This is a genomic window from Cellulosimicrobium sp. ES-005, from assembly GCF_040448685.1.
In the GTDB taxonomy this organism is placed as follows: domain Bacteria; phylum Actinomycetota; class Actinomycetes; order Actinomycetales; family Cellulomonadaceae; genus Cellulosimicrobium; species Cellulosimicrobium cellulans_G.
Genome location: NZ_CP159290.1, coordinates 1,335,430 through 1,360,076, shown reverse-complemented (window position 1 = coordinate 1,360,076; position 24,647 = coordinate 1,335,430). Strand labels below are relative to the sequence as shown.

General features: G+C 73.7%; 22 protein-coding genes and 2 tRNA genes. 13 read left to right on the top strand and 11 right to left on the bottom strand.

Going from position 1 to position 24,647, the window contains the following annotated elements:
• Positions 1–132: 132 nt before the first annotated feature.
• Positions 133–324, bottom strand: coding sequence for a hypothetical protein (locus ABRQ22_RS05750; RefSeq protein ID WP_253050514.1), 192 nt, complete (start codon positions 322–324; stop codon positions 133–135).
• A 75-nt stretch (positions 325–399) separates the two neighbouring features.
• Here ABRQ22_RS05750 and ABRQ22_RS05745 point away from each other — a divergent pair, with 75 nt between their 5' ends.
• The 3 genes from ABRQ22_RS05745 to ABRQ22_RS05735 all read left to right on the top strand — a co-directional run bounded on the left by ABRQ22_RS05745 (position 400) and on the right by ABRQ22_RS05735 (position 3,289).
• Positions 400–1,344: an alpha/beta fold hydrolase gene (locus tag ABRQ22_RS05745; protein ID WP_253050516.1), complete on the top strand. Its 945-nt coding sequence runs from the start codon at positions 400–402 to the stop codon at positions 1,342–1,344.
• A complete protein-coding gene (locus ABRQ22_RS05740) occupies positions 1,341–1,784 on the top strand; it encodes a MarR family winged helix-turn-helix transcriptional regulator (RefSeq protein ID WP_353708863.1) in 444 nt (147 codons plus the stop codon). The genes ABRQ22_RS05745 and ABRQ22_RS05740 overlap by 4 nt, the downstream gene beginning before the upstream one ends.
• A gap of 101 nt (positions 1,785–1,885) precedes the next feature.
• A complete protein-coding gene (locus ABRQ22_RS05735; protein ID WP_253050520.1) occupies positions 1,886–3,289 on the top strand; it encodes a DUF234 domain-containing protein in 1,404 nt (467 codons plus the stop codon).
• Between the two features lie 271 nt (positions 3,290–3,560).
• Here ABRQ22_RS05735 and lpdA read toward each other — a convergent pair whose 3' ends face one another.
• The gene (gene lpdA / locus ABRQ22_RS05730) at positions 3,561–4,967 is read right to left on the bottom strand and encodes a dihydrolipoyl dehydrogenase (protein ID WP_253050522.1); all 1,407 of its coding nucleotides are present in this window, start codon (positions 4,965–4,967) and stop codon (positions 3,561–3,563) included.
• A gap of 315 nt (positions 4,968–5,282) precedes the next feature.
• On the opposite strand from lpdA, the gene ABRQ22_RS05725 reads away from it, so the two are divergent.
• From ABRQ22_RS05725 to ABRQ22_RS05710, 4 genes are all read left to right on the top strand, one after another.
• Positions 5,283–7,811 carry a leucine--tRNA ligase gene (locus ABRQ22_RS05725; RefSeq protein ID WP_353709506.1) on the top strand — a complete coding sequence of 843 codons (2,529 nt, stop codon included), beginning with the start codon at positions 5,283–5,285 and terminating at the stop codon, positions 7,809–7,811.
• A gap of 179 nt (positions 7,812–7,990) precedes the next feature.
• A complete protein-coding gene (locus tag ABRQ22_RS05720) occupies positions 7,991–9,103 on the top strand; it encodes a DUF808 domain-containing protein (protein ID WP_353708862.1) in 1,113 nt (370 codons plus the stop codon).
• A gap of 36 nt (positions 9,104–9,139) precedes the next feature.
• Entirely contained in the window at positions 9,140–10,447 is a 1,308-nt protein-coding gene (locus ABRQ22_RS05715; RefSeq protein ID WP_353708861.1) for a hemolysin family protein, read from the top strand.
• A gap of 94 nt (positions 10,448–10,541) precedes the next feature.
• On the top strand, positions 10,542–11,450 hold the full coding sequence (locus ABRQ22_RS05710; RefSeq protein ID WP_353708860.1) for an LLM class flavin-dependent oxidoreductase: 909 nt from the start codon (positions 10,542–10,544) through the stop codon (positions 11,448–11,450).
• Positions 11,451–11,651: 201 nt separating this feature from the next.
• Here the strand turns inward: ABRQ22_RS05710 and leuD are convergent, their stop codons facing one another.
• Both leuD and leuC read right to left on the bottom strand, forming a co-directional pair.
• Positions 11,652–12,287: a 3-isopropylmalate dehydratase small subunit gene (gene leuD, locus ABRQ22_RS05705; protein ID WP_087469387.1), complete on the bottom strand. Its 636-nt coding sequence runs from the start codon at positions 12,285–12,287 to the stop codon at positions 11,652–11,654.
• 57 nt (positions 12,288–12,344) lie between these two features.
• Positions 12,345–13,826 carry a 3-isopropylmalate dehydratase large subunit gene (gene leuC, locus ABRQ22_RS05700; RefSeq protein WP_353709505.1) on the bottom strand — a complete coding sequence of 494 codons (1,482 nt, stop codon included), beginning with the start codon at positions 13,824–13,826 and terminating at the stop codon, positions 12,345–12,347.
• Between the two features lie 160 nt (positions 13,827–13,986).
• Here leuC and ABRQ22_RS05695 point away from each other — a divergent pair, with 160 nt between their 5' ends.
• From ABRQ22_RS05695 to ABRQ22_RS05685, 3 genes are all read left to right on the top strand, one after another.
• Positions 13,987–14,706: an IclR family transcriptional regulator gene (locus ABRQ22_RS05695; protein ID WP_024840729.1), complete on the top strand. Its 720-nt coding sequence runs from the start codon at positions 13,987–13,989 to the stop codon at positions 14,704–14,706.
• 208 nt (positions 14,707–14,914) lie between these two features.
• Complete coding sequence (locus ABRQ22_RS05690; protein WP_167550992.1) at positions 14,915–15,082, top strand: hypothetical protein; 168 nt, start codon at positions 14,915–14,917, stop codon at positions 15,080–15,082.
• Between the two features lie 2 nt (positions 15,083–15,084).
• Positions 15,085–16,065 carry a PH domain-containing protein gene (locus ABRQ22_RS05685; RefSeq protein ID WP_353708859.1) on the top strand — a complete coding sequence of 327 codons (981 nt, stop codon included), beginning with the start codon at positions 15,085–15,087 and terminating at the stop codon, positions 16,063–16,065.
• 198 nt (positions 16,066–16,263) lie between these two features.
• On the opposite strand, the gene ABRQ22_RS05680 is transcribed toward ABRQ22_RS05685, so the two are convergent.
• Both ABRQ22_RS05680 and ABRQ22_RS05675 read right to left on the bottom strand, forming a co-directional pair.
• Positions 16,264–16,336, bottom strand: a tRNA-Glu gene (locus ABRQ22_RS05680).
• Positions 16,337–16,435: 99 nt separating this feature from the next.
• A tRNA-Gln gene (locus tag ABRQ22_RS05675) sits at positions 16,436–16,507 on the bottom strand.
• 200 nt (positions 16,508–16,707) lie between these two features.
• Between ABRQ22_RS05675 and ABRQ22_RS05670 the strand changes: the two genes are divergently transcribed.
• Both ABRQ22_RS05670 and ABRQ22_RS05665 read left to right on the top strand, forming a co-directional pair.
• Positions 16,708–17,484, top strand: coding sequence for a class I SAM-dependent methyltransferase (locus tag ABRQ22_RS05670; RefSeq protein WP_253050532.1), 777 nt, complete (start codon positions 16,708–16,710; stop codon positions 17,482–17,484).
• Entirely contained in the window at positions 17,481–18,131 is a 651-nt protein-coding gene (locus ABRQ22_RS05665) for a hypothetical protein (protein WP_353708858.1), read from the top strand. The genes ABRQ22_RS05670 and ABRQ22_RS05665 overlap by 4 nt, the downstream gene beginning before the upstream one ends.
• Before the next feature lie 29 nt (positions 18,132–18,160).
• On the opposite strand, the gene ABRQ22_RS05660 is transcribed toward ABRQ22_RS05665, so the two are convergent.
• Positions 18,161–19,087, bottom strand: coding sequence for a LysR family transcriptional regulator (locus ABRQ22_RS05660; protein ID WP_353708857.1), 927 nt, complete (start codon positions 19,085–19,087; stop codon positions 18,161–18,163).
• Positions 19,088–19,157: 70 nt separating this feature from the next.
• On the opposite strand from ABRQ22_RS05660, the gene ABRQ22_RS05655 reads away from it, so the two are divergent.
• The gene (locus tag ABRQ22_RS05655; RefSeq protein ID WP_353708856.1) at positions 19,158–20,336 is read left to right on the top strand and encodes a putative sulfate exporter family transporter; all 1,179 of its coding nucleotides are present in this window, start codon (positions 19,158–19,160) and stop codon (positions 20,334–20,336) included.
• A gap of 127 nt (positions 20,337–20,463) precedes the next feature.
• Here the strand turns inward: ABRQ22_RS05655 and ABRQ22_RS05650 are convergent, their stop codons facing one another.
• The 4 genes from ABRQ22_RS05650 to ABRQ22_RS05635 form a co-directional block, all read right to left on the bottom strand.
• On the bottom strand, positions 20,464–21,264 hold the full coding sequence (locus tag ABRQ22_RS05650) for an HAD family hydrolase (protein ID WP_353708855.1): 801 nt from the start codon (positions 21,262–21,264) through the stop codon (positions 20,464–20,466).
• Positions 21,261–22,763 carry a glutamate--tRNA ligase gene (gene gltX, locus ABRQ22_RS05645; protein ID WP_353708854.1) on the bottom strand — a complete coding sequence of 501 codons (1,503 nt, stop codon included), beginning with the start codon at positions 22,761–22,763 and terminating at the stop codon, positions 21,261–21,263. The genes ABRQ22_RS05650 and gltX overlap by 4 nt, the downstream gene beginning before the upstream one ends.
• Positions 22,764–22,908: 145 nt before the next feature.
• Positions 22,909–23,691 carry a fumarylacetoacetate hydrolase family protein gene (locus tag ABRQ22_RS05640; protein ID WP_353708853.1) on the bottom strand — a complete coding sequence of 261 codons (783 nt, stop codon included), beginning with the start codon at positions 23,689–23,691 and terminating at the stop codon, positions 22,909–22,911.
• A gap of 59 nt (positions 23,692–23,750) precedes the next feature.
• Positions 23,751–24,641, bottom strand: coding sequence for a methyltransferase domain-containing protein (locus tag ABRQ22_RS05635; RefSeq protein WP_253050546.1), 891 nt, complete (start codon positions 24,639–24,641; stop codon positions 23,751–23,753).
• Positions 24,642–24,647 lie beyond the last annotated feature (6 nt).

Sequence of the window (24,647 nt, the reverse complement as noted above, 5' to 3'; positions counted from 1 at the left end):
TCCCGTGTCGTCGTGGCGTCTCGTCCGCCGTCGTCGAGGCCGTCCGGCGCGTTCGTCGGCTGCCGTCGGTCGAGGTCGGCCGGGCAGCCCCCGCGTCGCCGCGAGTACGGCCCCGCGCCGCGTCCAGCGCCGTCACCAGTCGACGACGCGCGCCACGACGCTCCCCGCACCCCGCGCGAGCCAGACGACGCCGCGCCCGACGCTCACGACGACGCTGACGAGGTCGACGAGCTCCAGGACTCTGGCGATGCCGCGCCCGAGGGCTCGGAACGGTCGCCACACCTGGTACCAGAAGCCCCGTCGCGGCCGGCTCGGCGAACTCACGACGGAAGCGTGCCACACACGACCCGTTCTCGGCCGCTCGGCCACGTCCTCGCCACGCCCGCTAGGGTGCTTCGCATGCGAAACGACGACCCTGCGGCGGTGGCCTCCGAGGAGCTGCGGATCCAGATCCCGGCGGGCGGCTGGGTCGTCGGCACGGTGCGCCGGCCCGCCGAGGAGCCGCCCCGCGGCGTCGTGGTGATCCACCCGGCGACGGCGGTCCCCGAGCGCCTGTACACGGGGTTCGCGGAGTTCCTCGCTACCCACGGGTACGTGGCCGTCACCTACGACTACCGCGGCACCGGCCGGTCCGGCAGCCCGCGCTCCCACCGCGGCCTGCGCATGCGCGACTGGATGGCCGACGACGTCCCCGCGGTCGCCGCGTGGGCCCGCCCGCGGTTCGGCGACGTGCCGCAGCTCGCCGTCGGGCACAGCATCGGCGGGCACGCGCTCGCGCTCGGCAGGGGCTCACGGGGCCTGGCCGGGTTCGTCACGGTCGCGTCCCACGTCGCCGCGACGTCCACGGTCCCCGACCGCGCCGAGCGGGCGCGCGTCCGGCTGATCCTGCGGGTGCTCGGCCCTGCGACGGCCCGGGTGCTCGGCTACGTCCCCGGCCGTCGCCTGAGCCTCGGGGAGGACATGCCCGCCGCCGCGATGCTCGAGTGGGGCCGCTGGTCGACCCTGCCGGGCTACTTCTTCGACGACCCGACCATGCGCGCCGCCGCGGACGCGGCACGCGTCACCGGCGACGTCCTCGCCGTCGGGTTCACCGACGACCCGTGGGCCACCCCCGCGCAGATCGATGCGATCACCGACCGCCTCACGGCCGCTCGCGTCGAGCGACGGACGTGGAGCCCCGCCGACGGCGGCGTGCAGGCGATCGGTCACATGGGCTTCTTCCGCCGAGGCCTGCGCGACACGCTCTGGCCCGAGCTCCTCGCCTGGCTCGACGCCCGCGCGGGGGCCGCCCCGGCGCAGGAGGACGGCAACGTCCGCTTTCCTGCCAGGAAGCCGCGACGGTGACGCGTCGCCCGCCGCGGCTGGTGTTCCTCACCACCGCGGCGGAGCGCCAGATGCGGCGCTGGATCGCGCGACGCGGCAGCGCACACGGCACCGGCAACGGCGGCCAGGGATTCGGCGCCCCCGCCGCCGGCGTCCTGCTGCACCTCGCCGACCACCCCGGCGCGACGATCGGCGAGGTGACGGCCGCGCTGCAGGCCTCCCCCGCCGGCACCAGCGGCCTGCTCGCCCGCATGGAGCGCGCCGACCTCGTGCGCCGTCGCACCGACCCCGACGACCGACGCACCGTCCGGCTGGACCTCACGCCCACCGGCACCGCTGCGCTCGACGACGTCCGCGCCGCGCTCGCCGAGCTGAACGACCGCCTCACCGACGGCTTCACCCCCGACGAGCTGGCCACCGTCGCCCGCTGGCTCGAGCACGTGACGCGGACGCTCTCGTAACGGTCGCACCCTCTTCGGCTCCGGATGAGCGCCATCATGGGCCTGTACGTAACATCGAAAGTAGGTAACATTCGATGCGACCTACATCGGAGGAAACCATGGTGACCGGCTTCGTCGGTCGGAAGCGCGAGCTCGCCGACCTCGACTACGTCCTGGAGCAGGTGCGGAACCCGACCTCCGACAGGCCGGGGAAGGCGATCGCCCTGCGTGGACGTCGCAGGGTCGGCAAGTCCCGCCTCGTCACCGAGTTCGTCGAGCGTGCAGGGGTGCCGTCGCTGTACTTCCTGGCAGACGGATCGCGCCCCGAGCTCGAACAGCGCCGACTTCTCGAGACCGTCGCCGCCTCCGGTCTGCCCGGTGCGGACGCCGCCGGATACGCCGTCTCCTCTTCCTGGCAGGACGCCCTGACCGTCCTGGCCCTCGCGCTGCCAACGGACCGGGTGTCGATCATCGTGCTGGACGAGGTCTCCTACCTGACCGGCGACCCAGGGTTCGAGGGCGCGCTCCAAGGCGTGTGGGACACCCGGTTCTCGGCGCTGCCCGTGCTCCTCGTCCTCGTGGGGTCGAATCAGTCAGAGATGGAACGGCTCACCAGCCACGGACGCCCGTTCTACGGCCGCAGCGTCGACAAGGAGATCCTCCCGCTCACCCCGCAGGACGTGGCGACAATGACGGGCCTGGACGCGGCACCAGCGATCGATGCCTATCTGGTGACAGGCGGCCTGCCCCCGCTGGTCACGGCGTGGAGACGTGGGCAGTCGGTCGCGGACTACCTCGCCGACGGCCTGTCCACCTCGATCAGCACGCTGGTCGTGTCGGGCGAACGGGTCCTGTCCTCCGAGTTCCCCTCCGAGACCCAGGCGAAAGACGTGCTGCGCGCGATCGGCGCGGACGCCCGGACGTTCACGGCGATCGGCCAGGCTGCCCAGGTCGACCAACGCGCTTCGCTCTCGCGTTCGCTCGACCAGCTGGTCGAGCGGCGCGTCGTCGCCGTCGACGAGCCCCTCTCGACCAAGCCTGCTCACCACAAGCAGTACCGGATCGACGACCCGTACATGCGCTTCTGGCTCGCGTTCCTGCACGACGCCGCCGACCTCATCGATGCAGGCCGTGGCGACATCGTGACGCGGCGCATCGAGCGCGGGTGGTCGACGTGGCGCGGACGAGCCGTCGAGCCCGTCGTCCGGCGGCTCCTCTGGGAGCGAGCGCTCGACGACGACGTCGTGCCGGCGTCCGCCGTCGTCGGCGGCTGGTGGAACCGCAAGGGCGACGTCGAGGTCGACCTGGTCGGCGCCGATCGGCGTCCCGCGAAGACCGTCACCTTCATCGGCTCGATCAAGTGGCGCGAGACCGCGCCCTTCGATCTCCATGACGCCACCGAGCTGGTCAACCAGCGCAGCGTCGTCCCTGGGGCCGACCAGGACGCCCCGCTGATCGCCGCGTCCCGCTCCGGGGGCAGCATCGACGGCATCACGATCCTCACCCCGGCCGACCTGCTCGGCTGAGCTCACCGCTACGGCAGGTGGGCCCTGTCGAAGGCGTCGAGCATGCTGGGACGTCGGCGGTGTCTATCCCGCGGGCAGCCCCCCACCCCGGTCCGCGCCTCGGCCCAGGCGTTGTTCCGCCTCCTGCGTGCCTCTCCGAGTGGCCCGCAGGGGGCACGCCTGTCTCAGGTGCGCACCGGGCCTCCAGACAGAAAGAGGCCCGGAACCGTGGAACTCCGCGGATCCGGGCCTCTGACCACGCGATCGGACGGCGTCCGACCTGGCCTGCTGCCTAGAAGTTGATCATGTGCCCCGCGAGGCCGTGGATCGACTCCTGGACGGCCTCGGACAGCGTCGGGTGGGTGTGCACGTTGCGCGCGACCTCGTTGACCGTGAGGTCCCACTTCTGCGCGAGCGTGAGCTCGGGCAGCATCTCGGAGACGTCGGGGCCGATGAGGTGGCCGCCGAGCAGCTCGCCGTAGGTCTCGTCGGAGATGAGCTTGACGAAGCCGACCGGGTCGCCGAGGCCGTGCGCCTTGCCGTTCGCCATGAACGGGAAGGTCGCGACCTTGACCTGGTAACCCTCGTCGCGCGCCTGCTGCTCGGTGAGGCCGAAGCTCGCGACCTGCGGCTGGCAGAACGTCGCGCGCGGCATCATGCGGTAGTCGCCGAGCGTGAGGGTCTCGGCGCCGCCGATGGTCTCGGCCGCGACGACGCCCTGCGCCTCGGCGACGTGCGCGAGCATGAGCTTCGCGGTGACGTCGCCGATGGCGTAGATGTGCTCGACGTTGGTGCGCATGACGTCGTCGATCGCGATGGCGCCGCGCTCGGTGAGCTGGACGCCGGTGTTCTCCAGGCCGAAGCCCTCGACGTTGGGCGCGAAGCCGACGGCCATGAGGACCTTGTCGACGACGAGCTCGCCCGGCTTGTCGTCCTTGACGCCCTTGTAGGTGACCGTGACGCCGTTCGCGCCGTTGTCGGTGACCGTCTGGACGGCGGTCGACGTGAGCAGGTTGACGCCGAGCTTCTTGTACTGCTTGGCGATCTCCTTCGACACGTCGGCGTCCTCGTTGGGCAGCGCGCGGTCGAGGAACTCGATGATCGTCACGTCCACGCCGTAGTTCTTGAGGACGTAGGCGAACTCCATGCCGATCGCGCCGGCGCCGACGATGGCGATGGAGCGGGGCAGGTCGCGCGTGAGGATCTGCTTCTCGTACGTGACGACGTTCTCGGACAGCTCGACGCCCGGGAGCAGGCGCACCTTCGAGCCGGTCGCGATGATGACGTTGTCGAACGTCACCTGGTCGGTCGAGCCGTCGGCGAGCTTCACGTCGAGCGTGTGCGCGTCGCGGAACGTGCCGCGGCCGTCGTACTCGGTGATCTTGTTCTTCTTCATGAGGAAGTGCACGCCCTTGACGCGCCCCTCCGCGACGGTGCGCGAGCGGTCGAACGCCGCGCCGAAGTCGAAGCTGACCTCTCCGGAGATGCCGAAGGTCTTGGCGTCGTGCTGGAAGATGTGCGCGAGCTCGGCGTTGCGCAGGAGCGCCTTGGACGGGATGCAGCCCACGTTGAGGCACACCCCACCCCAGTACTTCTCCTCCACGACCGCGACCGACAGGCCCAGCTGGGCTGCACGGATCGCGGCCACGTAACCACCGGGACCTGCACCGAGGACGACGACGTCGTAGTGGGATGCCATGGCGTCCAGCCTAATGGCGCGGGATCGGCCGTGGCGCGCCCGCGCGGGCGACGTCCGCCACACCCGCGGGCCCGGGAGGGTTGACCCTGCGCCGTCGGGCAGGTCACGATGTCCGGGATGCGACACCTGCGGCTCCTCCTTCGCCGGCCGCGCTGAGCCCGCCGGGCGGGCACGCTCAGCGCGGCGATGCCCGCGCGTCCCCACGGACCGGGCGAGTGCCCGACGACGAAGCCCACCTTCTCGAGGAGCCTCCCCGTGGACGCCGCACACCCACCCCAACCCTCCGTACCCCCGTCTCCCCCGTCGACCCGCGAGATCGAGGACCGCTGGCAGCGGCACTGGGCCGAGCACGGGACGTTCCGCGCGCGCGACGACGGCGCGCGACCGCGCCGCTACCTGCTGACGATGTTCCCGTACCCCTCGGGCGACCTGCACATGGGTCACGCCGAGGTGTTCGCCCTGGAGGACGTCGTCGCGCGGTACTGGCGCCTGCGCGGGTACGACGTGCTCAACCCGATCGGCTGGGACTCGTTCGGGCTCCCCGCCGAGAACGCGGCGATCCGCCGAGGCGAGAACCCCGCGGTCTTCACCGAGACCAACATCGCGACGCAGGCCGCGACGGCGCACCGGTACGGCGTGTCGTTCGACTGGTCGCGACGCCTGGAGACCCACCGCCCGGAGTACTACCGCTGGACGCAGTGGCTGTTCCTGCGGCTGCTGGAGCGCGGCCTCACCTACCGCGCGACCGCCCCGGTGAACTGGTGCCCGGCCGACCAGACGGTGCTCGCGAACGAGCAGGTCGTGGGCGGGCGGTGCGAGCGGTGCGGGGCGGCCGTCGTGCAGCGCGAGCTCACGCAGTGGTTCGTGCGCGTCACCGCGTACGCCGACCGGCTGCTCGACGACATGGACGCGCTCGAGGGCGCGTGGCCCGCGCGCGTCCTGACGATGCAGCGGAACTGGATCGGGCGCAGCACGGGCGCGCGCGTGCGCTTCGCGGTCGTGCCCGACGGCGGCCCCCGCGCCGCCGCGAGCGCCTCGCCCGGGCCGGGCGCACGCCCCGAGCACGTCGAGGTGTTCACGACGCGCCCCGACACCCTGCCCGGCGCGACGTTCGTCGCCGTCGCGCCGGACGGACCGCTCGCGGCGGTGCTGTGCGCGCCGGAGCACGCGGAGGCGCTCGCGCGGCACCGGGAGGCCGCGCTGGCCTCCGGTGAGATCGAGCGGACGAACGCGCAGCGCACGAGCGCCGGGACGTTCCTGGGTGCGTGGGTGCGCCACCCGGTGACGGACGAGCGGCTGCCCGTCTGGGCGGCGGACCACGTGCTGCCCGGCTACGGGACGGGCGCGGTCATGGGCGTACCCGCACACGACGACCGCGACGCGCGCTTCGCCGCCGCCCACGGCCTGCCCGCGGGGTCGGGCGAGACGTGGCCCGACGTCGACGACGCGATCACGCGGCTGGAGGCCGACGGCGTGGGCGAGCGCGCGACGTCGTACCGGCTGCGGGACTGGCTGGTCTCGCGCCAGCGCTACTGGGGCGCCCCGGTGCCGGTCGTGCACTGCCCGGCGTGCGGCGTCGTGCCGGTCCCCGACGACGAGCTGCCCGTGCAGCTGCCGGACCTGGCCGGCGACGACCTGCTCCCCCGCGGGCGCTCGCCGCTCGCGTCGCCCGCCGCCGCCGTGTGGCGGCGCGTGCCGTGCCCGCGCTGCGGCGCGGACGCAGAGCGGGACCCGGACACGCTCGACACGTTCGTCGACTCGTCCTGGTACTTCCTGCGGTACTGCTCGCCGGGCGACGACGGCCCGCCCGGCGACGCCCCGTTCCGGCCCGGGGACGCGCGGCGGTGGATGCCCGCGGCGCAGTACGTGGGCGGCGTCGAGCACGCGATCCTGCACCTGCTGTACAGCAGGTTCGTCACGAAGTTCCTGCACGACGAGGGCTGGGTGGACGTCGTCGAGCCGTTCGCGACGCTGCTCAACCAGGGGCAGGTCCTCCACGGTGGTCGGGCGATGAGCAAGTCGCTCGGCAACGGCGTCGACCTGGGCGAGCAGCTCGACCGGCACGGCGCCGACGCGGTCCGCCTCGCGATGGTGTTCGCGGGGCCGCCCGAGGACGACGTGGACTGGGCGGACGTCGACCCCGGCGCCATGCGACGCTTCTGCGCGCGCGTGCTGCGGCTGGCCGACGCCGTCGGCCCGGCCGTGGGGTCGGCCGGAGGCTCGGTCGTCGGGCCGGCCGGAGGCTCGGTCGTCGGGCCGGGCGCACGGTCGGGCGCGGCGACCCACGACGCCTCGCTCGCCGAGGTGGCGCCCGGGTCGCGCGCGCACGACCTGCGCCGTGCGACCCACACGACCGTGCACGAGGCGGAGGACCTGCTCGACCGGAGCCGGTTCAACGTGGTCGTCGCGCGCGTCATGGAGCTCGTCACCGCCGCGCGGCGGGCGTCCGACGCGGGCCCGGCGCCGGGCGAGCCCGACGCGCCGCACCGGGCGGCCGTGCGCGAGGCTGCCGAGGTCGTCGCGGTGCTGCTGAGCCTGTTCGCCCCGCACACCGCCGAGGAGGCCTGGCACCGGCTGGGCCGCGATCCCTCGGTCGCCGACGCGACCTGGCCCGTCGCGGACCCGGCGCTCCTCGTCGCCGACGAGGTCGAGGCGGTCGTCCAGGTCGACGGGAAGGTCCGCGGCCGGGTGCGGGTGCCCGCGGACGTCGACGAGCGCACGCTGCACGACCTCGCGCTCGCGTCGACCGGCGTCGCGCGGGCGACCGCCGGGCGCGAGGTCGTGCGCGTCGTCGTGCGCGCGCCGCACCTCGTGAACGTCGTGACCCGCCCCACGGCACGCTGAGCACGGTCGGCGCCCGCGTCCCGACGGGACCGGGCGCCGACCCCGTGCCGGGCGCCGCCGGGCGACGGTGGGCGAGCGCGACGCCGCGGGGCCCGCACTCGCTACGATGCTGCCGCCGCGTCCACTCGACCAGCGGGCCCGTGCGCGGCGACGCGGGCCGGCGCACGGAGCACCTCCCCATGGCCTTCGGACTCGCTGCCCTCCTGGACGACATCGCGGCGTTCGCCAAGCTCGCCGCCGCGTCGATCGACGACGTCGGCGCCGCCGCCGGGCGCGCGAGCGCCAAGGCGACGGGCGTCGTCATCGACGACACCGCCGTCACGCCGCGCTACGTCGAAGGCCTCGCCGCGAAGCGCGAGCTGCCGGTCGTTAAGCGCATCGCCACGGGGTCGCTGCGCAACAAGCTGCTGTTCATCCTCCCGGCGATCCTGCTGCTGAGCCAGTTCCTGCCCCAGCTGCTCACGCCGCTGCTCATGCTCGGCGGGACGTACCTCGCGTTCGAGGGCGCCGAGAAGGTGTGGGAGCTCGTCTCGGGCAGGCACCACGCCGAGGTCGAGACGAAGGCCGAGAAGAAGGCCGTCGACGAGGACTCCGTGGTGTCGAGCGCGGTGCGCACCGACTTCATCCTCAGCGCGGAGATCATGGTCATCGCGCTCAACGAGGTCGCCTCGGAGGCCTTCTGGTCGCGCCTGATCATCCTCGTGATCGTCGCGGTGCTCATCACGGTCCTCGTGTACGGGGTCGTGGGGCTCATCGTGAAGATGGACGACATCGGCCTGCACCTCGCGCGGCGCGACACACCCTGGGTCCAGTCGTTCGGTCGCGGGCTCGTCGGCGCGATGCCCAAGGTCATGTCCGTCATCTCGTTCGTCGGCATCATCGCGATGCTCTGGGTCGGTGGCCACATCCTGCTCCAGGGCGCCTACGACCTCGGCTGGCACGGCCCGTACGACGTCGTGCACCACCTCGAGCACGCGGTCACCGGCGTCGCGGGCGTGGGCGGGTTCCTCGGCTGGCTCGTCAACACGGCGTGCTCGGCGGTCGTCGGCATCGTCGTGGGTGGCGTCGTCGTCCTCGTGGCGCACGTCGTCCCGCGCCGCAAGCACGCCGAGCCGGCCACCGCCGAGGGCACGACCGACGCGACCGACGACGCGACGGCCGGGACGGCGACCGGGGCCGCCGCACCGGCGGCCGAGCCGCAGGGCTCCGCCCCGGCCGATGCAGACCAGGCCGATCCCGAGCCGACCGACCCCGAGCCCACGGACCCCGGCCGGAGCCCCACCGACCGCTGATCCCATGTCGGGCCGGGCGGCCTGCTTGGATGGAGCATGGACTCCGGTACCTGGGCCAACATCGGCCTCGTGCTGCTCTTCATCCTCGTCGGCGGTGTGTTCGCCGGCACCGAGATCGCGCTCGTCTCGCTGCGCGAGAGCCAGGTCGCACGGCTCGAGAAGCAGTCCGCGCGCGGCGCGCGGGTCGCGGCCGTCGCGCGCGACCCCAACCGGTTCCTCGCCGCCGTGCAGATCGGCGTCACCGTCGCGGGGTTCTTCTCGGCCGCGTACGGCGCCTCGACGCTCGCCCCTGACCTCGCGCCGTCGCTCGAGAGCCTCGGGCTGTCGAGCGGGCTCGCGGACACGGTCGCGCTCGTCGGGCTGACGCTCGTCATCGCGTACCTCTCGCTCGTGCTCGGGGAGCTCGTGCCCAAGCGCATCGCGCTCCAGCGCTCGGCGGGGGTCGCGCTCGTCGTCGCGCCGCCGCTCGACCGGTTCGCGACCCTCATGCGGCCCGTCATCTGGCTGCTGTCGCGCTCGACCGACGGCGTCGTGCGCCTGCTCGGCGGCGACCCGTCGGCGCGCAGCGAGGAGATGAGCGAGGAGGAGCTGCGCGAGATCGTGCTCGCGCACGAGTCGCTGCCGGAGGACGAGCGCCGCATCCTCGACGACGTGTTCCAGGCGGGCGACCGGTCGCTCGCCGAGGCCATGACCCCGCGCGGCGAGGTCGCGTTCCTGCGCGCCGACACGACGCTCGCCGACGCCGCGGAGACCGTCGCGGCGGGCCCGTACTCGCGCTACCCCGTGACCGGGGACGACTTCGACGACGTCGTCGGGTTCCTCCACGTCCGCGACCTCCTCGGGCGCGACTGCCCCGACCACCCGGCCACCGACCCGGTGACGGGGCGCGCCCTCGCGGTGCGCGACGTCGTCCGCCCGATCCTCGCCCTGCCCGCGACGAACACCGTGCTCCCCGCGATGTCGCAGATGCGCCGCGAGGGCGTGCACATCGCCGTCGTCGTGGACGAGTACGGCGGGACCGACGGGATCGTCACGCTCGAGGACCTCGTCGAGGAGCTCGTGGGCGACATCCGCGACGAGTACGACCCCGACGAGCCCTCCCCGGCGCGCGAGCACGGCACCGCGACGAGCGTCGACGCCGGCCAGACGATCGAGGAGTTCGCGCGGCGCACCGGCGTCGAGCTGCCCGACGGTCCCTACGAGACGGTCGCCGGGTACGTCGTCGCGCAGCTCGGCCGGCTGGCGACGGTGGGCGACCACGTCGACGTCGACGACCGCCGTCTCACCGTGACCGACGTCGCCCGCCGCCGCATCGTCCGCCTCGACGTCACCCCGCTCCCCTGAGTGCTGGGGACTCGTCGTCGCTGGCGCCCGGAGACGACGCCTACCCAGCACTCGACGGGCTCGGGTGTGGGTGGCGGGGCGTAGCGTCCTCGGGATGAGCGCAGCGACGGAGACAGGGTCGGAGATCAAGGTCGGGGTGGTCGGGAGCTTCGGCTCCGCGGCCCAGGTGCTGGACATGGCGGTCGGCGCCGAGGAGTCCGGCTGGGACGGGTTCTTCTCGTGGGACGGGCTGAGCCTGCTGTCGATGCCCGTCGACACGTTCGACCCGTGGGCGGTGCTCGCCGCAGCGGCGGTCCGGACCGAGCGCATCGCGCTCGGGGCGATGGTCTTCGCCCTCCCGCGCCGCCGGCCGTGGGAGGTCGTGCGGCAGGCGCTCACCGTGGACCACCTGTCGGGCGGACGCCTGGTCCTGCCCGTCGGCGTGGGCGTACTCGACGACGGCGGCTTCTCCGCCGTCCCGGGCCAGCCCCAGTCCCTGCGTGAGCGCGCGGAGCTGCTCGACGACGCGATCGCGTACCTCGACCGCGCCTGGTCGGGCGAGAAGTTCACCTTCGACGGCACGCACGTGCACGCGGGCGAGATGCTGTTCCTCCCCCGACCCGTGGAGCGCCCGGTCGTCGGGCACCACGTGCCGGTGTGGCCCGTGGGCGTCTGGGACGCCGAGCGCCCGCCGCTGCGCTCGCTCGACCGCACGCTGCGCGCGGACGGGATCGTGCTGCAGCTCCGCGGCGAGCGCGGCTTCGACGTCCCCACGCACGACGACGTCTCCGCCCTGGTCGCCTGGCTCACCACGCGCCGTGCGGAGCTGGGCCTCGACGCGGGCCGCCCGTTCGACGTCGTCGTCCAGGGCGAGCTCCCGTCCGACCGTTCGGCAGCGGCGGACCAGCTCGCCGGCCTCGCCGACGCGGGCGCCACCTGGTGGGTCGAGTCCCGCTGGAACCCCGAGACCGCGACCCCGGAGTCCCTCCTCGACGCCATCCACCAGGGCCCACCCCGCCCCTGAGGAGGCGAGGCGCCGACGGTGCGAGTCGCCGTCGTCCCCGATCAGTCCGCGCGAGTGACGTGTCGGCGACACGACCACGGGCGGGGTCTGGGGAGGTGACGACGGGTCGTGGTGGGCCTGGCGGGAGCGGGGCGAGGAACGAGCCCCGCGGATGGTAGACCCGTCGTCACCACCCCAGAGCCCGCCCCCGAGCCAGGAAGGTCAGACCGGCCGAGCAGCCTCGATCTCGACCTTCGGCAGCGTCTTCGCGGGCAGCGTCTTGGGCCGCCACGACGCCCGCGTCGCCTCGAACGCGGAGATCTCGTCCTCGTGCTGGAGGGTCAGGCCGATGTCGTCCAGACCCTCCATGAGGCGCCAGCGCGTGTAGTCGTCGATCTGGAACGGCACGGTGACGTCCTGCGCGGACGCGGTGCGGTTGACGAGGTCCACGGTCACCTCCGTGCCGGGGTTGGTCTCGAGGATCTTCCAGAGGAGCTCGATGTCCTCCTGCGCGACGATGCCCGCGACGAGGCCCTGCTTGCCGGAGTTGCCGCGGAAGATGTCGGCGAAGCGCGACGCGAGCACGACGCGGAAGCCGTAGTCCTTGAGCGCCCACACGGCGTGCTCGCGCGAGGAGCCGGTACCGAAGTCGGGGCCGGCGACGAGCACGGAGCCCGCGCGGTAGGCGTCCTGGTTGAGGACGAACGTGGGGTCACCGCGCCAGGCGGCGAACAGCGCGTCCTCGAACCCCGTGCGCGTCACGCGCTTGAGGTAGACGGCGGGGATGATCTGGTCGGTGTCGACGTTGCTGCGGCGCAGCGGGACGCCGACGCCGGTGTGGGTCGTGAACTTCTCCATGGCAGGAACCTCTTCGAGTCTTCGGGGCGACGAGTGGGCAGCAGCGCGGCGCGGGGCTCAGACCTGCACGAGGACGCGCGGGTCGAGCGGCGCGAGCGGCGTGCCGTCGAACGACGTGATGTCGGTGCCCTCGGGCAGGTCGAGGTCGCTCAGCGAGGAGAGCGTCCCGCGCAGCGCGGTGGCGGCGGCGACGAGCGGCGACACGAGGTGCGTGCGGCCGCCCTTGCCCTGGCGCCCCTCGAAGTTGCGGTTCGACGTCGAGGCGGCGCGCTCGCCCGGCTGGAGCTGGTCGGGGTTCATGCCGAGGCACATCGAGCAGCCGGCGTTGCGCCACTCCGCGCCGAAGTCGAGGAAGATCTTGTCGAGGCCCTCGGCCTCGGCCTGGAGGCGCACGCGCGCGGAGGCCGGGACGACGAGGACGCGCACGCCGTCGGCCTTCTGCTTGCCCTGGACGACCTTCGCGACCGAGCGCAGGTCCTCGATGCGGCCGTTGGTGCACGACCCGATGAACACGGTGTCGACGGGGATCTCGCGCAGCGGCTGGCCGGGCGTGAGGCCCATGTACTCGATCGCGCGCTCGGCGGCGACGCGCTCGTTCTCGTCCGCGATCTCCTCGGGGACGGGCACGGTCGCGGAGATGGGCAGGCCCTGGCCGGGGTTGGTGCCCCAGGTGACGAAGGGCTCCAGGTCGGACGCGCGGAGCGTGACCTCGGTGTCGAAGATGGCGTCGTCGTCGGAGCGCAGCGTGCGCCAGTACTCGACGGCCGCGTCCCAGTCGGCACCCTCGGGCGCGTGCGGGCGGCCCTTGAGGTACTCGAACGTCGTGTCGTCCGGGGCGATCATGCCGGCACGTGCGCCCGCCTCGATCGACATGTTGCAGATCGTCATCCGCGCCTCCATGGAGAGCTTGCGGATGGCCTCGCCGCGGTACTCCAGGACGTAGCCCTGGCCGCCGCCGGTGCCGATCTTGGCGATGATCGCGAGGATGATGTCCTTGCTCGTCGCGCCGGGCGGCAGCTCGCCGTCGACGTTGATCGCCATCGTCTTGAAGGGCGCGAGCGGGAGCGTCTGCGTGGCGAGCACGTGCTCGACCTCGGACGTGCCGATGCCGAAGGCGAGCGCGCCGAACGCGCCGTGCGTCGAGGTGTGCGAGTCGCCGCACACGACCGTCAGACCCGGCATGGTGAGGCCGAGCTGCGGCCCGACCTGGTGCACGATGCCCTGGTCGGCGTCGCCGAGCGAGTGGATGCGGACGCCGAACTCGCGCGCGTTGTTGCGCAGCGTGTCGATCTGCGTGCGGCTCGTGAGGTCCGCGATCGGCAGGTCGATGTCGAGCGTCGGGGTGTTGTGGTCCTCGGTCGCGATCGTGAGGTCGGGACGGCGGACCGGGCGGCCCGCGAGGCGCAGCCCCTCGAACGCCTGGGGGCTGGTGACCTCGTGCACGAGGTGGAGGTCGATGTAGAGGAGGTCAGGCGACCCGTCGGTGCCTCGTCGCACCAGGTGCGCGTCCCAGACCTTCTCCGCCAGCGTGCCGGCCATGTAGCTCATCTCCTCGTCGTCTGTCACGGTGCTCCTGGGGGTCTGGAGAACCGTCTGGGTCGATCGTCCGTCGTCCGGCAGCCTGCCGGGGAGAACGTCCAGCGGGTGGAACATCTCCGCCGGACTTGCATCTCAGTGCGTGAGACGTCAATATCGACCTATGGACAATACTAGCGGAGTCGGAGTGCTGGACAAGGCGGCCTCCGTCCTGGGCGCCCTGGAGTCCGGACCAGCCACCCTCGCCCAGCTCGTCACGGCCACCGGCCTGGCTCGCCCGACCGCGCACCGCCTCGCGGTCGCGCTCGAGCACCACCGCATGGTGGCGCGCGACATGCAGGGCCGGTTCGTCCTCGGCCCGCGGCTCAACGAGCTCGCGACGGCCGCCGGCGAGGACCGCCTGCTCGCCGCCGCGAACCCCGTGCTCACCGCCCTGCGCGACCACACGGGCGAGAGCGCCCAGCTCTACCGCCGCCAGGGCGACCACCGCATCTGCGTCGCGGCCGCCGAGCGTCCGGTCGGCCTGCGCGACTCGATCCCGGTCGGCGCCACGCTCACGATGAACGCGGGCTCCGCGGCGCAGATCCTGCTCGCGTGGGAGGAGCCGGACCGCCTCCACCGCGGCCTGCGCGAGGCCGTCTTCACGGCCACGATCCTCTCGGGCGTCCGACGCCGCGGCTGGGCCCAGTCCGTCTCCGAGCGCGAGCTCGGCGTCGCCTCGGTCTCCGCTCCCGTGCGCGGGCCGTCCGGCCGCGTCGTCGCGGCGGTCTCCATCTCCGGTCCGGTCGAGCGCCTGAGCCGTCAGCCCGGCCGCCTGCACTCCGGCTCGGTCGTGGCCGCGGCGAACCGCCTCACCGAGGTGCTGCGTCGCGCGGGCGAGTAGCAGGGACGCGCCGAACCCGGGGACGCGGCCGGGTTCGGCGACGGATCCAGCGATAGCCCCAGGTTCGGCGCGCCGCGGGCGGCAAACGGGACGTGCCCTGTCAAAATGTCACCGGCTGCTGCCATGCTGTGCGTGCCCCGGCGCCGGACGGTGCGGTGGCGGCAGGGGGCGCACCTGACCGTCCGAACCCGAGACACGAGGAGTCCCGATGCATCCCAAGGTGAAGATGACCCTGATCTGGGTGCTCGTGATCTTCGCCGTCTACGCGGTCATCAGGAGCCCCGACCGTGCCGCCGACATCGTCGAGGGCATCTGGGACGTCATCCTCGGTGCCTTCAGCTCCATCGGCCAGTTCTTCAACTCGCTCCTGGACTGACCGTGGCCCGCGGCCGTCCCCGGAGCCGGATCCTCGACCGCTACGTGCTCAGCGGCGAGCGGGTCGTGGTGGCCACGCGCCACCACTGGGGGATGCTGCTCGAGCCGGTCGTGACCACCGTCGCGGGCGCGTTCCTCGTCGCGTGGCTGGTCGTGCGCGCGGGGCCTGCCGTCGGCGACGGCGTGCTGTTCCTGTGGTGGCTGTGGCTGATCCTCGCCGGGCGCCTGGTGTGGAAGGTCTTCGAGTGGCGCAACGAGTGGTTCGTCGCCACCGACAAGCGCCTGCTCCTGCTGTACGGCCTCATCACGCACAAGGTCGCGATGATGCCGCTCACCAAGGTCACCGACATGAACTACGGACGCTCGCCCGTCGGGCGCGTCTTCGGCTACGGGCAGTTCCTCCTGGAATCCGCCGGGCAGGACCAGGCGCTGCGCCAGATCGACTGGGTCTCTCACCCTGACGCGACGTACCGCCTCCTGTGCGACACGCTCTTCACGCCCGGGAGCCGCCCCGGCGCGGGACCGAGCGGCCCCGGAACGGCACAGGGCGGCACCCAGGGAGCCGCCCCGGCGTCGATCCCGCCGCCAGGCCCGCGCCCTCCCCAGCCGGCCGAGCCGGCGCCCGTCGAGCCCGCCCCCGCGTGGGACGGCCGCAGCCCGGCCCAGACCCTGCCGCCCGTCCCCGCGCCCCCGCCCGCCGACCAGCACGTGGTCGTCGTCCCCGGGCGCGCGACCGGCGAGTCGAGCGGGCCGACGCAGCCCATCCCGGTCGCGGGGCCGTCGGAGGCGGCTCAGGGCGCCGCGGGACGCAGGGACGGGTGGCTCGGCGGCGAGCACCCCGCGGAGCCTCATGACGACGAGCCCGGCTGGGCGGTCTCCGGGGAGCACCGGGCGACCTACGTGCCGGTCATCCACCCGCGCCCCACGCCGACGCCGATCCCGAAGCCCTACGAGCCCGGCCCGGGTCGCGACGGCGCGCCCTGACGACACCTCGACGAGCTCACGAGCGCGAGCTGACGGTTCCGTCGTGCCCAGCACGGCGATCACGCGTCCCCACCGAGGGCCGCGACCTTCGTCACACGGCGCGTGCGAGCACCACGACACGTCGCGTCGAGCGCTGCTCACGCTTCTCCGAGCATGACAAAGGCCCGGTCACCGTGATGGTGACCGGGCCTTTCTCTGTACCCCCAACGGGATTTGAACCCGTGTTACCGCCGTGAGAGGGCGACGTCCTAGGCCGCTAGACGATGGGGGCCTGTGGATCCTCGTACCGTTTCCGGTCCGTTTCTCCGTCGAGAACTCTACCTCATGTTTCGCGCGGTCTTGACCACGCGATCCGAGCCGGAGCTCTTCGCTGGGGTACCAGGACTCGAACCTAGACTAAGTGAACCAGAATCACTCGTGCTGCCAATTACACCATACCCCAAGGGGGTAACCAGCCACCGTCGAGGAGCCGTTTCGACGAGTCGAGACTCGTCCCCTGGCTCCCTCCCGTGGAGGTCCCACCGGCCGAGAACATTACCGGACATGAGGACGCGGACCAAATGCGACCCGCACCGTGGAGGTCCGGTACGCACGGGCACCTCCGGGTCGACGCGCGGCGCCGCCGTCTGGCACCGTCGGGGCATGAGCACAGGAGACTCCCCCGATCCCGGCTCGCGTGCCGACCGCGCCGCGTCGTTCGAGCAGGGGGCCGCCCAGTACGCGTCCACGCGGCCCTCCTACCCGGACGAGGCGGTCGACTGGCTCCTGCCCGACGGCGCGCGGCGCGTCCTCGACCTCGCCGCGGGCACCGGGAAGCTCACCGAGCGGCTCGTCGCCCGCGGGCTGGACGTCGTCGCCGTCGAGCCCTCGGACGCGATGCGCGCGCGCCTCACGGAGTCCGTGCCGGACGCACGGGCGCTGCCCGGCTCGGCCGAGGCGATCCCGCTCCCCGACGCGAGCGTCGACGCCGTGCTCGTCGCGCAGGCCTGGCACTGGTTCTCCCCCGCCGCCCAGCCCGAGATCGCGCGCGTGCTGCGCCCCGGCGGGCGCCTCGGCATCGTGTGGAACGTGCGGGACAGCGCGGTCGACTGGGTCGGCCGGTTCACGGAGATCATCCACCGTGGCGACACCCTCGAGCGCAGCTACCGCGAGCCCGTCCTCGCCGAGCAGCTCTTCACCCCGCCCGACCACCGCACGGTGCCGTGGGCCGACCGCGTCCCGACGTCGTCGCTCCGCCCGCTCGCCGCGTCGCGCAGCTACCTGCTGACGCTCCCCGACGCGCGCCGCGAGGAGCTGCTCGGCGAGATCGACGAGCTCGTCGCGACCCACCCGGACCTCGCGGGGCGCGACCGGGTGGACCTCCCGTACCTCGCCGAGTGCTGGCGGGCCGACGTGCTCGCCGCCCCGGGCAGCGCGTGAGCACGCGCCCGGGCCGCGCCGGCCACCGCGCCCCGGAGGCCGTCACCGGCGACGACGTCCGGACGGCGGCGCGCTGGCTCGCGGACCACCTCGTCCGGCACCCCGCCTCGGCGTTCGACGCGCAGGCCGGCCCGGTGCGGTGGTCGTGCTGGACGACGGCGGAGCACGTCGTGGACGACCTGCTCGCCTACGCCCTCCAGCTCGCCGCGCTCCCGCGCCTCGCGTACGTCCCGCTCGTCGGCCCGCGCGGGGAGGACGAGATCGCGCACGTCGACCGTGCGGCCGGGACGGCGGGCCTGGCCGAGGCGCTGCTCGGCGGCGGCGAGCTCCTCGCGACGCTCGCCGAGACCCGTCCGGCGGCAGCGCGCGCCTTTCACCCCTACGGGACCTCCGACGCCGCGGGGTTCGCGGCGATGGGGGTCGCCGAGGTCCTCGTGCACGGCCACGACGTCGTGCTCGGGCTCGCGGGCGAACACGTGCCGTTCCCCGCGGGCCTCGCGCCGAGGGTCCTCACACGCCTCTTCCCGGACGTCGACCCGGGAGCGGAGGAGGACCCCGACCTCCTGCTCCTGTGGGCGACCGGGCGCGGCGAGCTCCCCGGCAGGCCGCACCGCACGCGCTGGCGCTGGGACGCGTCGGTGCGCTGACGGACCTCGTCGCGCCCGCGGGACCAGGGTCAGCCCGACGAGACGGCCGCCGCGGCGGCGATGCGGCGCGCGGCGGACGAGAGCGCGGTGCCGTCCTTCCACACCATGCGCAGGCGACGGTCGAGCTCGAGCCCCGGGACGGCGACCCGCACCAGTGCGCCGCGCGCGACGTCGTCGGCGACGGCGAGGCTCGACAGGACCGCGACGGCACCGCCGTGCTGCACGGCGGTCTTCAGCGCCGCCGTCGAGCCGAGGTAGGGCAGGTGGTCGGGCAGGCGCTCGCCGACCGCCGCGAGGCCGCGCTCGAGCGTCTCGCGCGTGCCCGACCCGCGCTCGCGCACGACCAGGCCGCCCGTGAGCAGCTCGTCGACCCGCAGCGCGCTCCGCCGTGCCCACCGGTGCGCCGGCCCGACGACCACGACGAGCCGGTCGTGCGCGACGGTGCGGCTGCGCAACCCGCGGCGCAGCGTCGCGCTCTCGACGAAGCCCAGCTCGACGGCGCCGTCGAGGACGAGGTCGGTCACCTCGCGCGAGTTGCGCACCACGAGCTCGACGTCCGGCGCTCCCCCGCCGGGGCCGGACCCCTCGAGCGCCAGGCGCGCGAGCCAGCGGGGAGCCAGGTACTCGGCGACCGTGAGGCTCGCCGCGACGCGGACCCGGGCGGCCGGGGCGTCGCGCAGCGCCGCGACCGACGTCTCGAAGCGGTCCGACGCCTCGATCACCTCGCGCGCCCACGCGGCGGTCGCGCGGCCCGTCTCCGTGAGCCGCGAGCCGCGCGTCGTGCGCTCGAGGAGCTCGAGCCCGAGGCGGCGCTCCAGCGCGCGCAGGCCTGCCGACGCCGTCGGCTGGGCGACCCCGAGCGCCCGCGCCGCAGCGCTGATCGAGCCGTGCGAGTCGGTCGCGACGAGCAGCTCGAGCGCGGAGAGCGAGGTCCGGTCGCGAGAGGTCTGGGCCATAGGACCACTCTATGGGTTGCGAGGCAGATCGCCCTTCCGCGGCCTCGCCGCACGCAGCAGGCTCGTGAGCATGGCACCTCCCGCACCCCGCACGGCCCGCACCGCACCACCTCCCGTCGCGACGGCGAGCGCGTCCCGCCGCGCCGCGGGCTCCCGTGCGCTGCTGCCCGGGCTCGTGCTGGTGGCCGGGGCGACGGTCCTCGTGCTGCTCGGGGCGCGGCTCGTCCCGACGATCTCCCCGCTCGTCGTCGCGCTCGTGCTCGGCGCGCTCGTCGCACCGGTCCTGGGCCGGGTGGGCAGGACCCGGCGTGGCGGAGCCACCGTCGCGGCGACCCGGCCCGGGGTCGCGTGGACGTCCCGCGTCGTCCTGCGCACCGGCGTCGTGCTGCTCGGCTTCCAGCTCTCGGTCCCCGAGGTCCTCGCGCTGGGCTGGCGCGGCCTCGTGGTCGTCACGACGACCCTCCTCGTCACCTTCACGGGGACGCTCGCCCTCGGTCGCGCGCTGCGGGTTCCGCGCGTCACCTCGCTGCTCGTCGCGACCGGGTTCTCGGTGTGCGGGGCCGCGGCGATCTCGGCGATGCAGGGCGTCGTCGCCGGTCCGGGACGCACCCCCGGGCAGGTCCGCGAGGACGACGACGGCGTCGCCGCGTCCCTCGCGCTCGTCACCGTCTACGGCACGCTCGCGATCGTCGCGCTGCCCTGGCTGGCGTCGGTGGTGGGGCTGAGCGACGACCAGGCCGGGCTCTGGATCGGCGCGAGCGTGCAGGAGGTCGCGCAGGTCGTCACGGCCGCCGGGACCATCTCGGACCCCGCCCTCGCGACCGCCACGGTCGCCAAGCTCGCGCGCGTCGCCCTCCTCGCCCCGCTCGTCACCGTCGCGGGCGTCGTCGTGGCCCGCGGGGCCCGACGCGCGGCCCTCGCCCGGGTCGGCTCCACCGGCGCCCTCCACGGCGACGCCTCGGGGACGACGGCGCACGCGACCCCACCGCGGGTCGCGCCGGTGCCGTGGTTCGTCGTCGGGTTCGTGGCCGCGGTGGCGCTGCGCAGCCTGGGCGTCGTGCCGGCACCCCTGCTCGCCGTGCTCGCGACCGCGACGACGCTCGCGTTCGTCGCCGCGATGTTCGCGCTCGGCCTGGGCGTGGACGTCCCGTACCTGCTGCGCACGGGGCGGCGCGCGCTCGTCCTGGGCGGGCTGTCGGCGCTCCTCGTCACGACGACGGCCCTCGTCGGCGTCCTGCTCCTCACCTGATAGGTCCCCGTCGGCGGAGGACCCTGGTCACGCGAGCGAGAACCGTGGTGGCGCGAGGTAGAGCCCTGGTCACGCGAGGTAGAGCCCTGGTCATTGACCAGGGCTCTACCTCGCGCGGACCAGGGCTCTACCTCGGCGTGGAGGCCTCGGCGCGGGAGTGGACGGCGATGCCGAGGGTCGCGGGCAGGTCGACCAGGGCGTGGACCACGTGCACGCCCGACGCGCGGGCCGACGTCGGGTCCTCCGGGTGCGGGCCGCCGCGGCGCGTGCCGGGTCGGTCGAGCCAGACCCCGACGAGGCCGGCCGCCCGCGCGGCGCGCGCGTCGACGTCGAGCTCGTCGCCCACGTACGCCGTGCGGGCCGGGTCGGTCCCGAGCCGGCGGCACGCCTCGGCGAACACGCGCGGGTCGGGCTTGCCGAACCCGAGCGTGTCCACCCCGACGAGCAGCGGGACGTCGGGCAGGCCCGCGGCGGCGAGCTTGCGGGTCTGCAGCTCGACGCGCGCGTTCGTCAGGGACCCCACGCGGACCCCCGCCGCGACGAGCGCGTCCACGACCGGGCGCGCGTCCTCGAACCCTGCCCACGAGGCCTCGAACGTGCCCCAGAAGAGGTCCTTCCAGTCCACGTACGCGGCGTCGTCGAGCAGCTCGCCGCCGAACGTCGCCTGGAGCTCGTTGGCCCGCGCCATGCGCTGCGCGTCGAAGTCGACCTCGCCGCGCGTGTACGCGCGGTAGTGCCCGTTCGGGTCGGCGCGCCACAGCGCGAGGACCTCGTCGTACCGGCTCTCGGGCAGGTGCGGGAGCCACACGCGCGACGCCGCGGCGATCGCCTCCGCGAACGCGGCGCGCGTGTCGACGAGCGTGTCGTCGACGTCGAACAGGACGCCCTCGAGCGTCGCGGGCGTCGCCGGGGCACCGGGGTCGGTCACAGCGCGTCCCGCAGGCGCACGAGGCGCTCCAAGGTCGAGCCCTTGCCGAGCAGCTCCATGGACTCGAACAGCGGCGGCGAGACGCGGCGGCCCGTGAGCGCGACGCGCAGCGGCGTGAACGCGAAACGCGGCTTGACGCCCATGCCCTCGACGATCGCGTCGCGCAGACGCTCCTCGATGGCCGCCGTGACGAACTCGCCGTCCTGCAGCACGTCGAGCGCGGCGATCGCGGCGGCGAGGATGTCCTTCGCGTCCTCGCGCAGGGCGCCGCGCGCGTCCTCCTCGACCGTGAGCGCGTCGTCGGCCGTGAAGAGGAAGCCGAGCATCCCGACCGACTCCCCGAGCAGCACCATGCGCTCCTGGACCAACGGCGCCGCCGCGGTGAGGATCTCCTGGTTGCGCGGCGACAGGTCGGCGAACGAGTCCGCCGGGACGAGCCCGCCCGCGTGCAGGTACGGGACGAGGCGGTCGCGGAAGTCCTCCGGCGCGAGCAGGCGCACGTGCGTCGCGTTGATCGCCTCGGCCTTCTTGAGGTCGAAGCGCGCCGGGTTGGGCAGCACGTCGTGGACGTCGAACGCCTCGACCAGCTCGGTGACGGTGAAGATGTCGTGGTCCGGCGAGATGGACCAGCCGAGCAGCGCGAGGTAGTTGAGCAGGCCCTCGGGCGTGAAGCCGCGCTCGCGGTGCAGGAACAGGTTGGACTCGGGGTCGCGCTTGGAGAGCTTCTTGTTGCCCTCGCCCATGACGTACGGCAGGTGGCCGAACTCCGGCATCACCTGCGCGACGCCGATCTCCAGCAGCGCCCGGTACAGCGCGATCTGGCGCGGCGTGGAGGACAGCAGGTCCTCGCCGCGCAGCACGTGCGTGATGCCCATGAGCGCGTCGTCGACCGGGTTGACGAGCGTGTAGAGCGGCTGGCCGTTGCCGCGCACGAGCGCGTAGTCCGGGACCGAGCCCGCCTTGAACGTGATCTCGCCGCGGACGAGGTCGGTGAACGTGATGTCCTCGTCCGGCATGCGCAGGCGCAGCACGGGCTCGCGGCCCTCGGCGCGGAACGCGGCCTTCTGCTCGTCCGTGAGGGTGCGGTCGAAGTTGTCGTACCCCTTGGTCTTCACGCCTGCGGCGGCGTTGCGCGCGTCGGACTCCTCGGGGGTCGAGAACGACTCGTACACGTACCCGCCCTCGACGAGCCGCGCGATGACGTCCTGGTAGATGTCCGCGCGCTGCGACTGCCGGTACGGCTCGTGCGGGCCACCCACCTCGACGCCCTCGTCCCAGTCGAGCCCGAGCCAGCGCAGCGCCTCGAGGAGCTGCTGGTAGCTCTCCTCGCTGTCGCGCGCGGCGTCGGTGTCCTCGATGCGGAACACGAACGTGCCGCCCGTGTGCCGCGCGTAGGCCCAGTTGAACAGCGCGGTGCGGATGAGCCCGACGTGCGGCGTCCCGGTCGGGGACGGGCAGAAGCGGACGCGGACGGGCGAGGAACCAGGTGCGGGGATCACGGTGCCCAGCGTAGTTGCCCGACGCCGTGCGTCGCCCGGGCGTCCGGCGTCACCCGCGTCGTCGTCTCAGTCCGGCGCGGCACACGGCACGACGGCGCCCCGGCCCCTCCGCGCACGACCGTACGACCCGGGGCGCGTCCCAGGGTCAGTGGCGTCGGACGACCGGGTTGCTCAGGACGCCGATGCCCTCGACCTCGCACTCGACGCGGTCGCCCACGTCGACCAGGCCGACGCCGGCGGGCGTGCCGGTGAGGATGACGTCGCCGGGCAGGAGGGTCATCGCCTCGGAGATGTACGACACCAGGAAGGGGACGTCGAAGATCATGTCGCTCGTGCGGCCGTCCTGCTTCACCTCGCCGTTGACGCGGCTGCGCACGCCGACGTCCTCGGGGTTCATGTCGGTGTCGATCCACGGGCCGAGCGGGCACGCGGAGTCGAAGCCCTTGGCGCGCGCCCACTGCCCGTCGGTGCGCTGGGCGTCGCGCGCCGTGACGTCGTTCGCGACCGTGTACCCGAGCACGTACCCGGGCGCGGCCTCGGGCGAGACGTCCTTGGCGAGCCGGCCGATGACGACCGCGAGCTCGGCCTCGTAGGACACCTCCTGCGAGAAGTCGGGCAGGACGATCGGGTCGTCCGGACCGACGACCGAGGTGTTCGGCTTGAGGAACAGCAGCGGGCTCGTGGGGACGTCGTTGCCCATCTCCCTCGCGTGGTCGGCGTAGTTGCGGCCCACGGCGACGACCTTGGAGCGCGGGATCACCGGCGCCAGCAGCCGGACGCCGTCGCCCAGCTCGATGCGCTCGCCCGTCGGCGTGACGGGCATGTAGAGCGGGTCGCCCGTGAGGACCGCGAGGTACGTGCGATCCCCCTCCTGCTGGACGAGGGCGTAGCGGGGGTCGTCTCCGGTGGTGAATCTCGCGATGCGCACGGGCCCAGGCTATCCGGCCTGCGCCCGCGCGACCGCGCGGGACCGTGTCGCGACCGCGCTCACGCGCGGGCGAGGACCTCGCCGTTGAGGACCGCGAACCAGCCCGCGGGCTCCTCGGCCCAGCGCAGCCAGTCCTGCGCGAGCTGTTCGAGCGCGACGTCGTCCGCGAGCGCCGACTCCTTCGCCTGCACCGCGAAGTTCGACGCGACGCAGCGCTCGGCCCAGAGCCCGCCCCACCAGGTGCGGTCGGCCGGGGTCGCGTAGCACCACGTGCTCGCGCTGGGCACGATGCCGTCGAGGTCGAACCCGGCGTCCTGGACCCAGGAGAACAGGCGACGGCCGGCGTCGGCCTCGAACCCGTACGCGTGCGTGACCTCGTGGTAGAGCGTGTTCCACTCGGTCAGGCCAGGGGACTCGGGGTACCAGGTCATGGCGGCGTAGTCGGCGTCGCGCACGGCGACGAGCCCGCCGGGCTTGGCGACGCGCTTCATCTCGCGCAGCGCGGCGATCGGGTCGGACAGGTGCTGGAGGAGCTGGTGCGCGTAGACGACGTCGAACGTGCCGTCGGCGAACGGCAGCTCGTACGCGTTCGCGTGCTGGAAGGTGATGTTCGCGGTGCCGCGCTGGGCGGCGAGCTCGCGCGCGCTCTCAAGGACGGCCTCGGACGCGTCGACCCCGACGACGCGTCCCCCGGCCACGCGGTCGGCGAGGTCGACGGTGACCGTCGCCGGGCCGCAGCCGACGTCGAGGACGCTCATGCCCGCGCGCAGGTGCGGCAGGAGGAACCCGGCCGAGTTCTCGGCGGTGCGCCACCGGTGCGAGCGCAGCACGGACTCGTGGTGCCCGTGCGTGTACGACTCGGACTCCTGCGCGGGGTCGCTCCCGGCCCCGGTGGGGGCGTCGGCGTGGTGCTCGGCGGCCGCGTCGGCGCCGTGTGGGGTGTGCGTCATACCCGC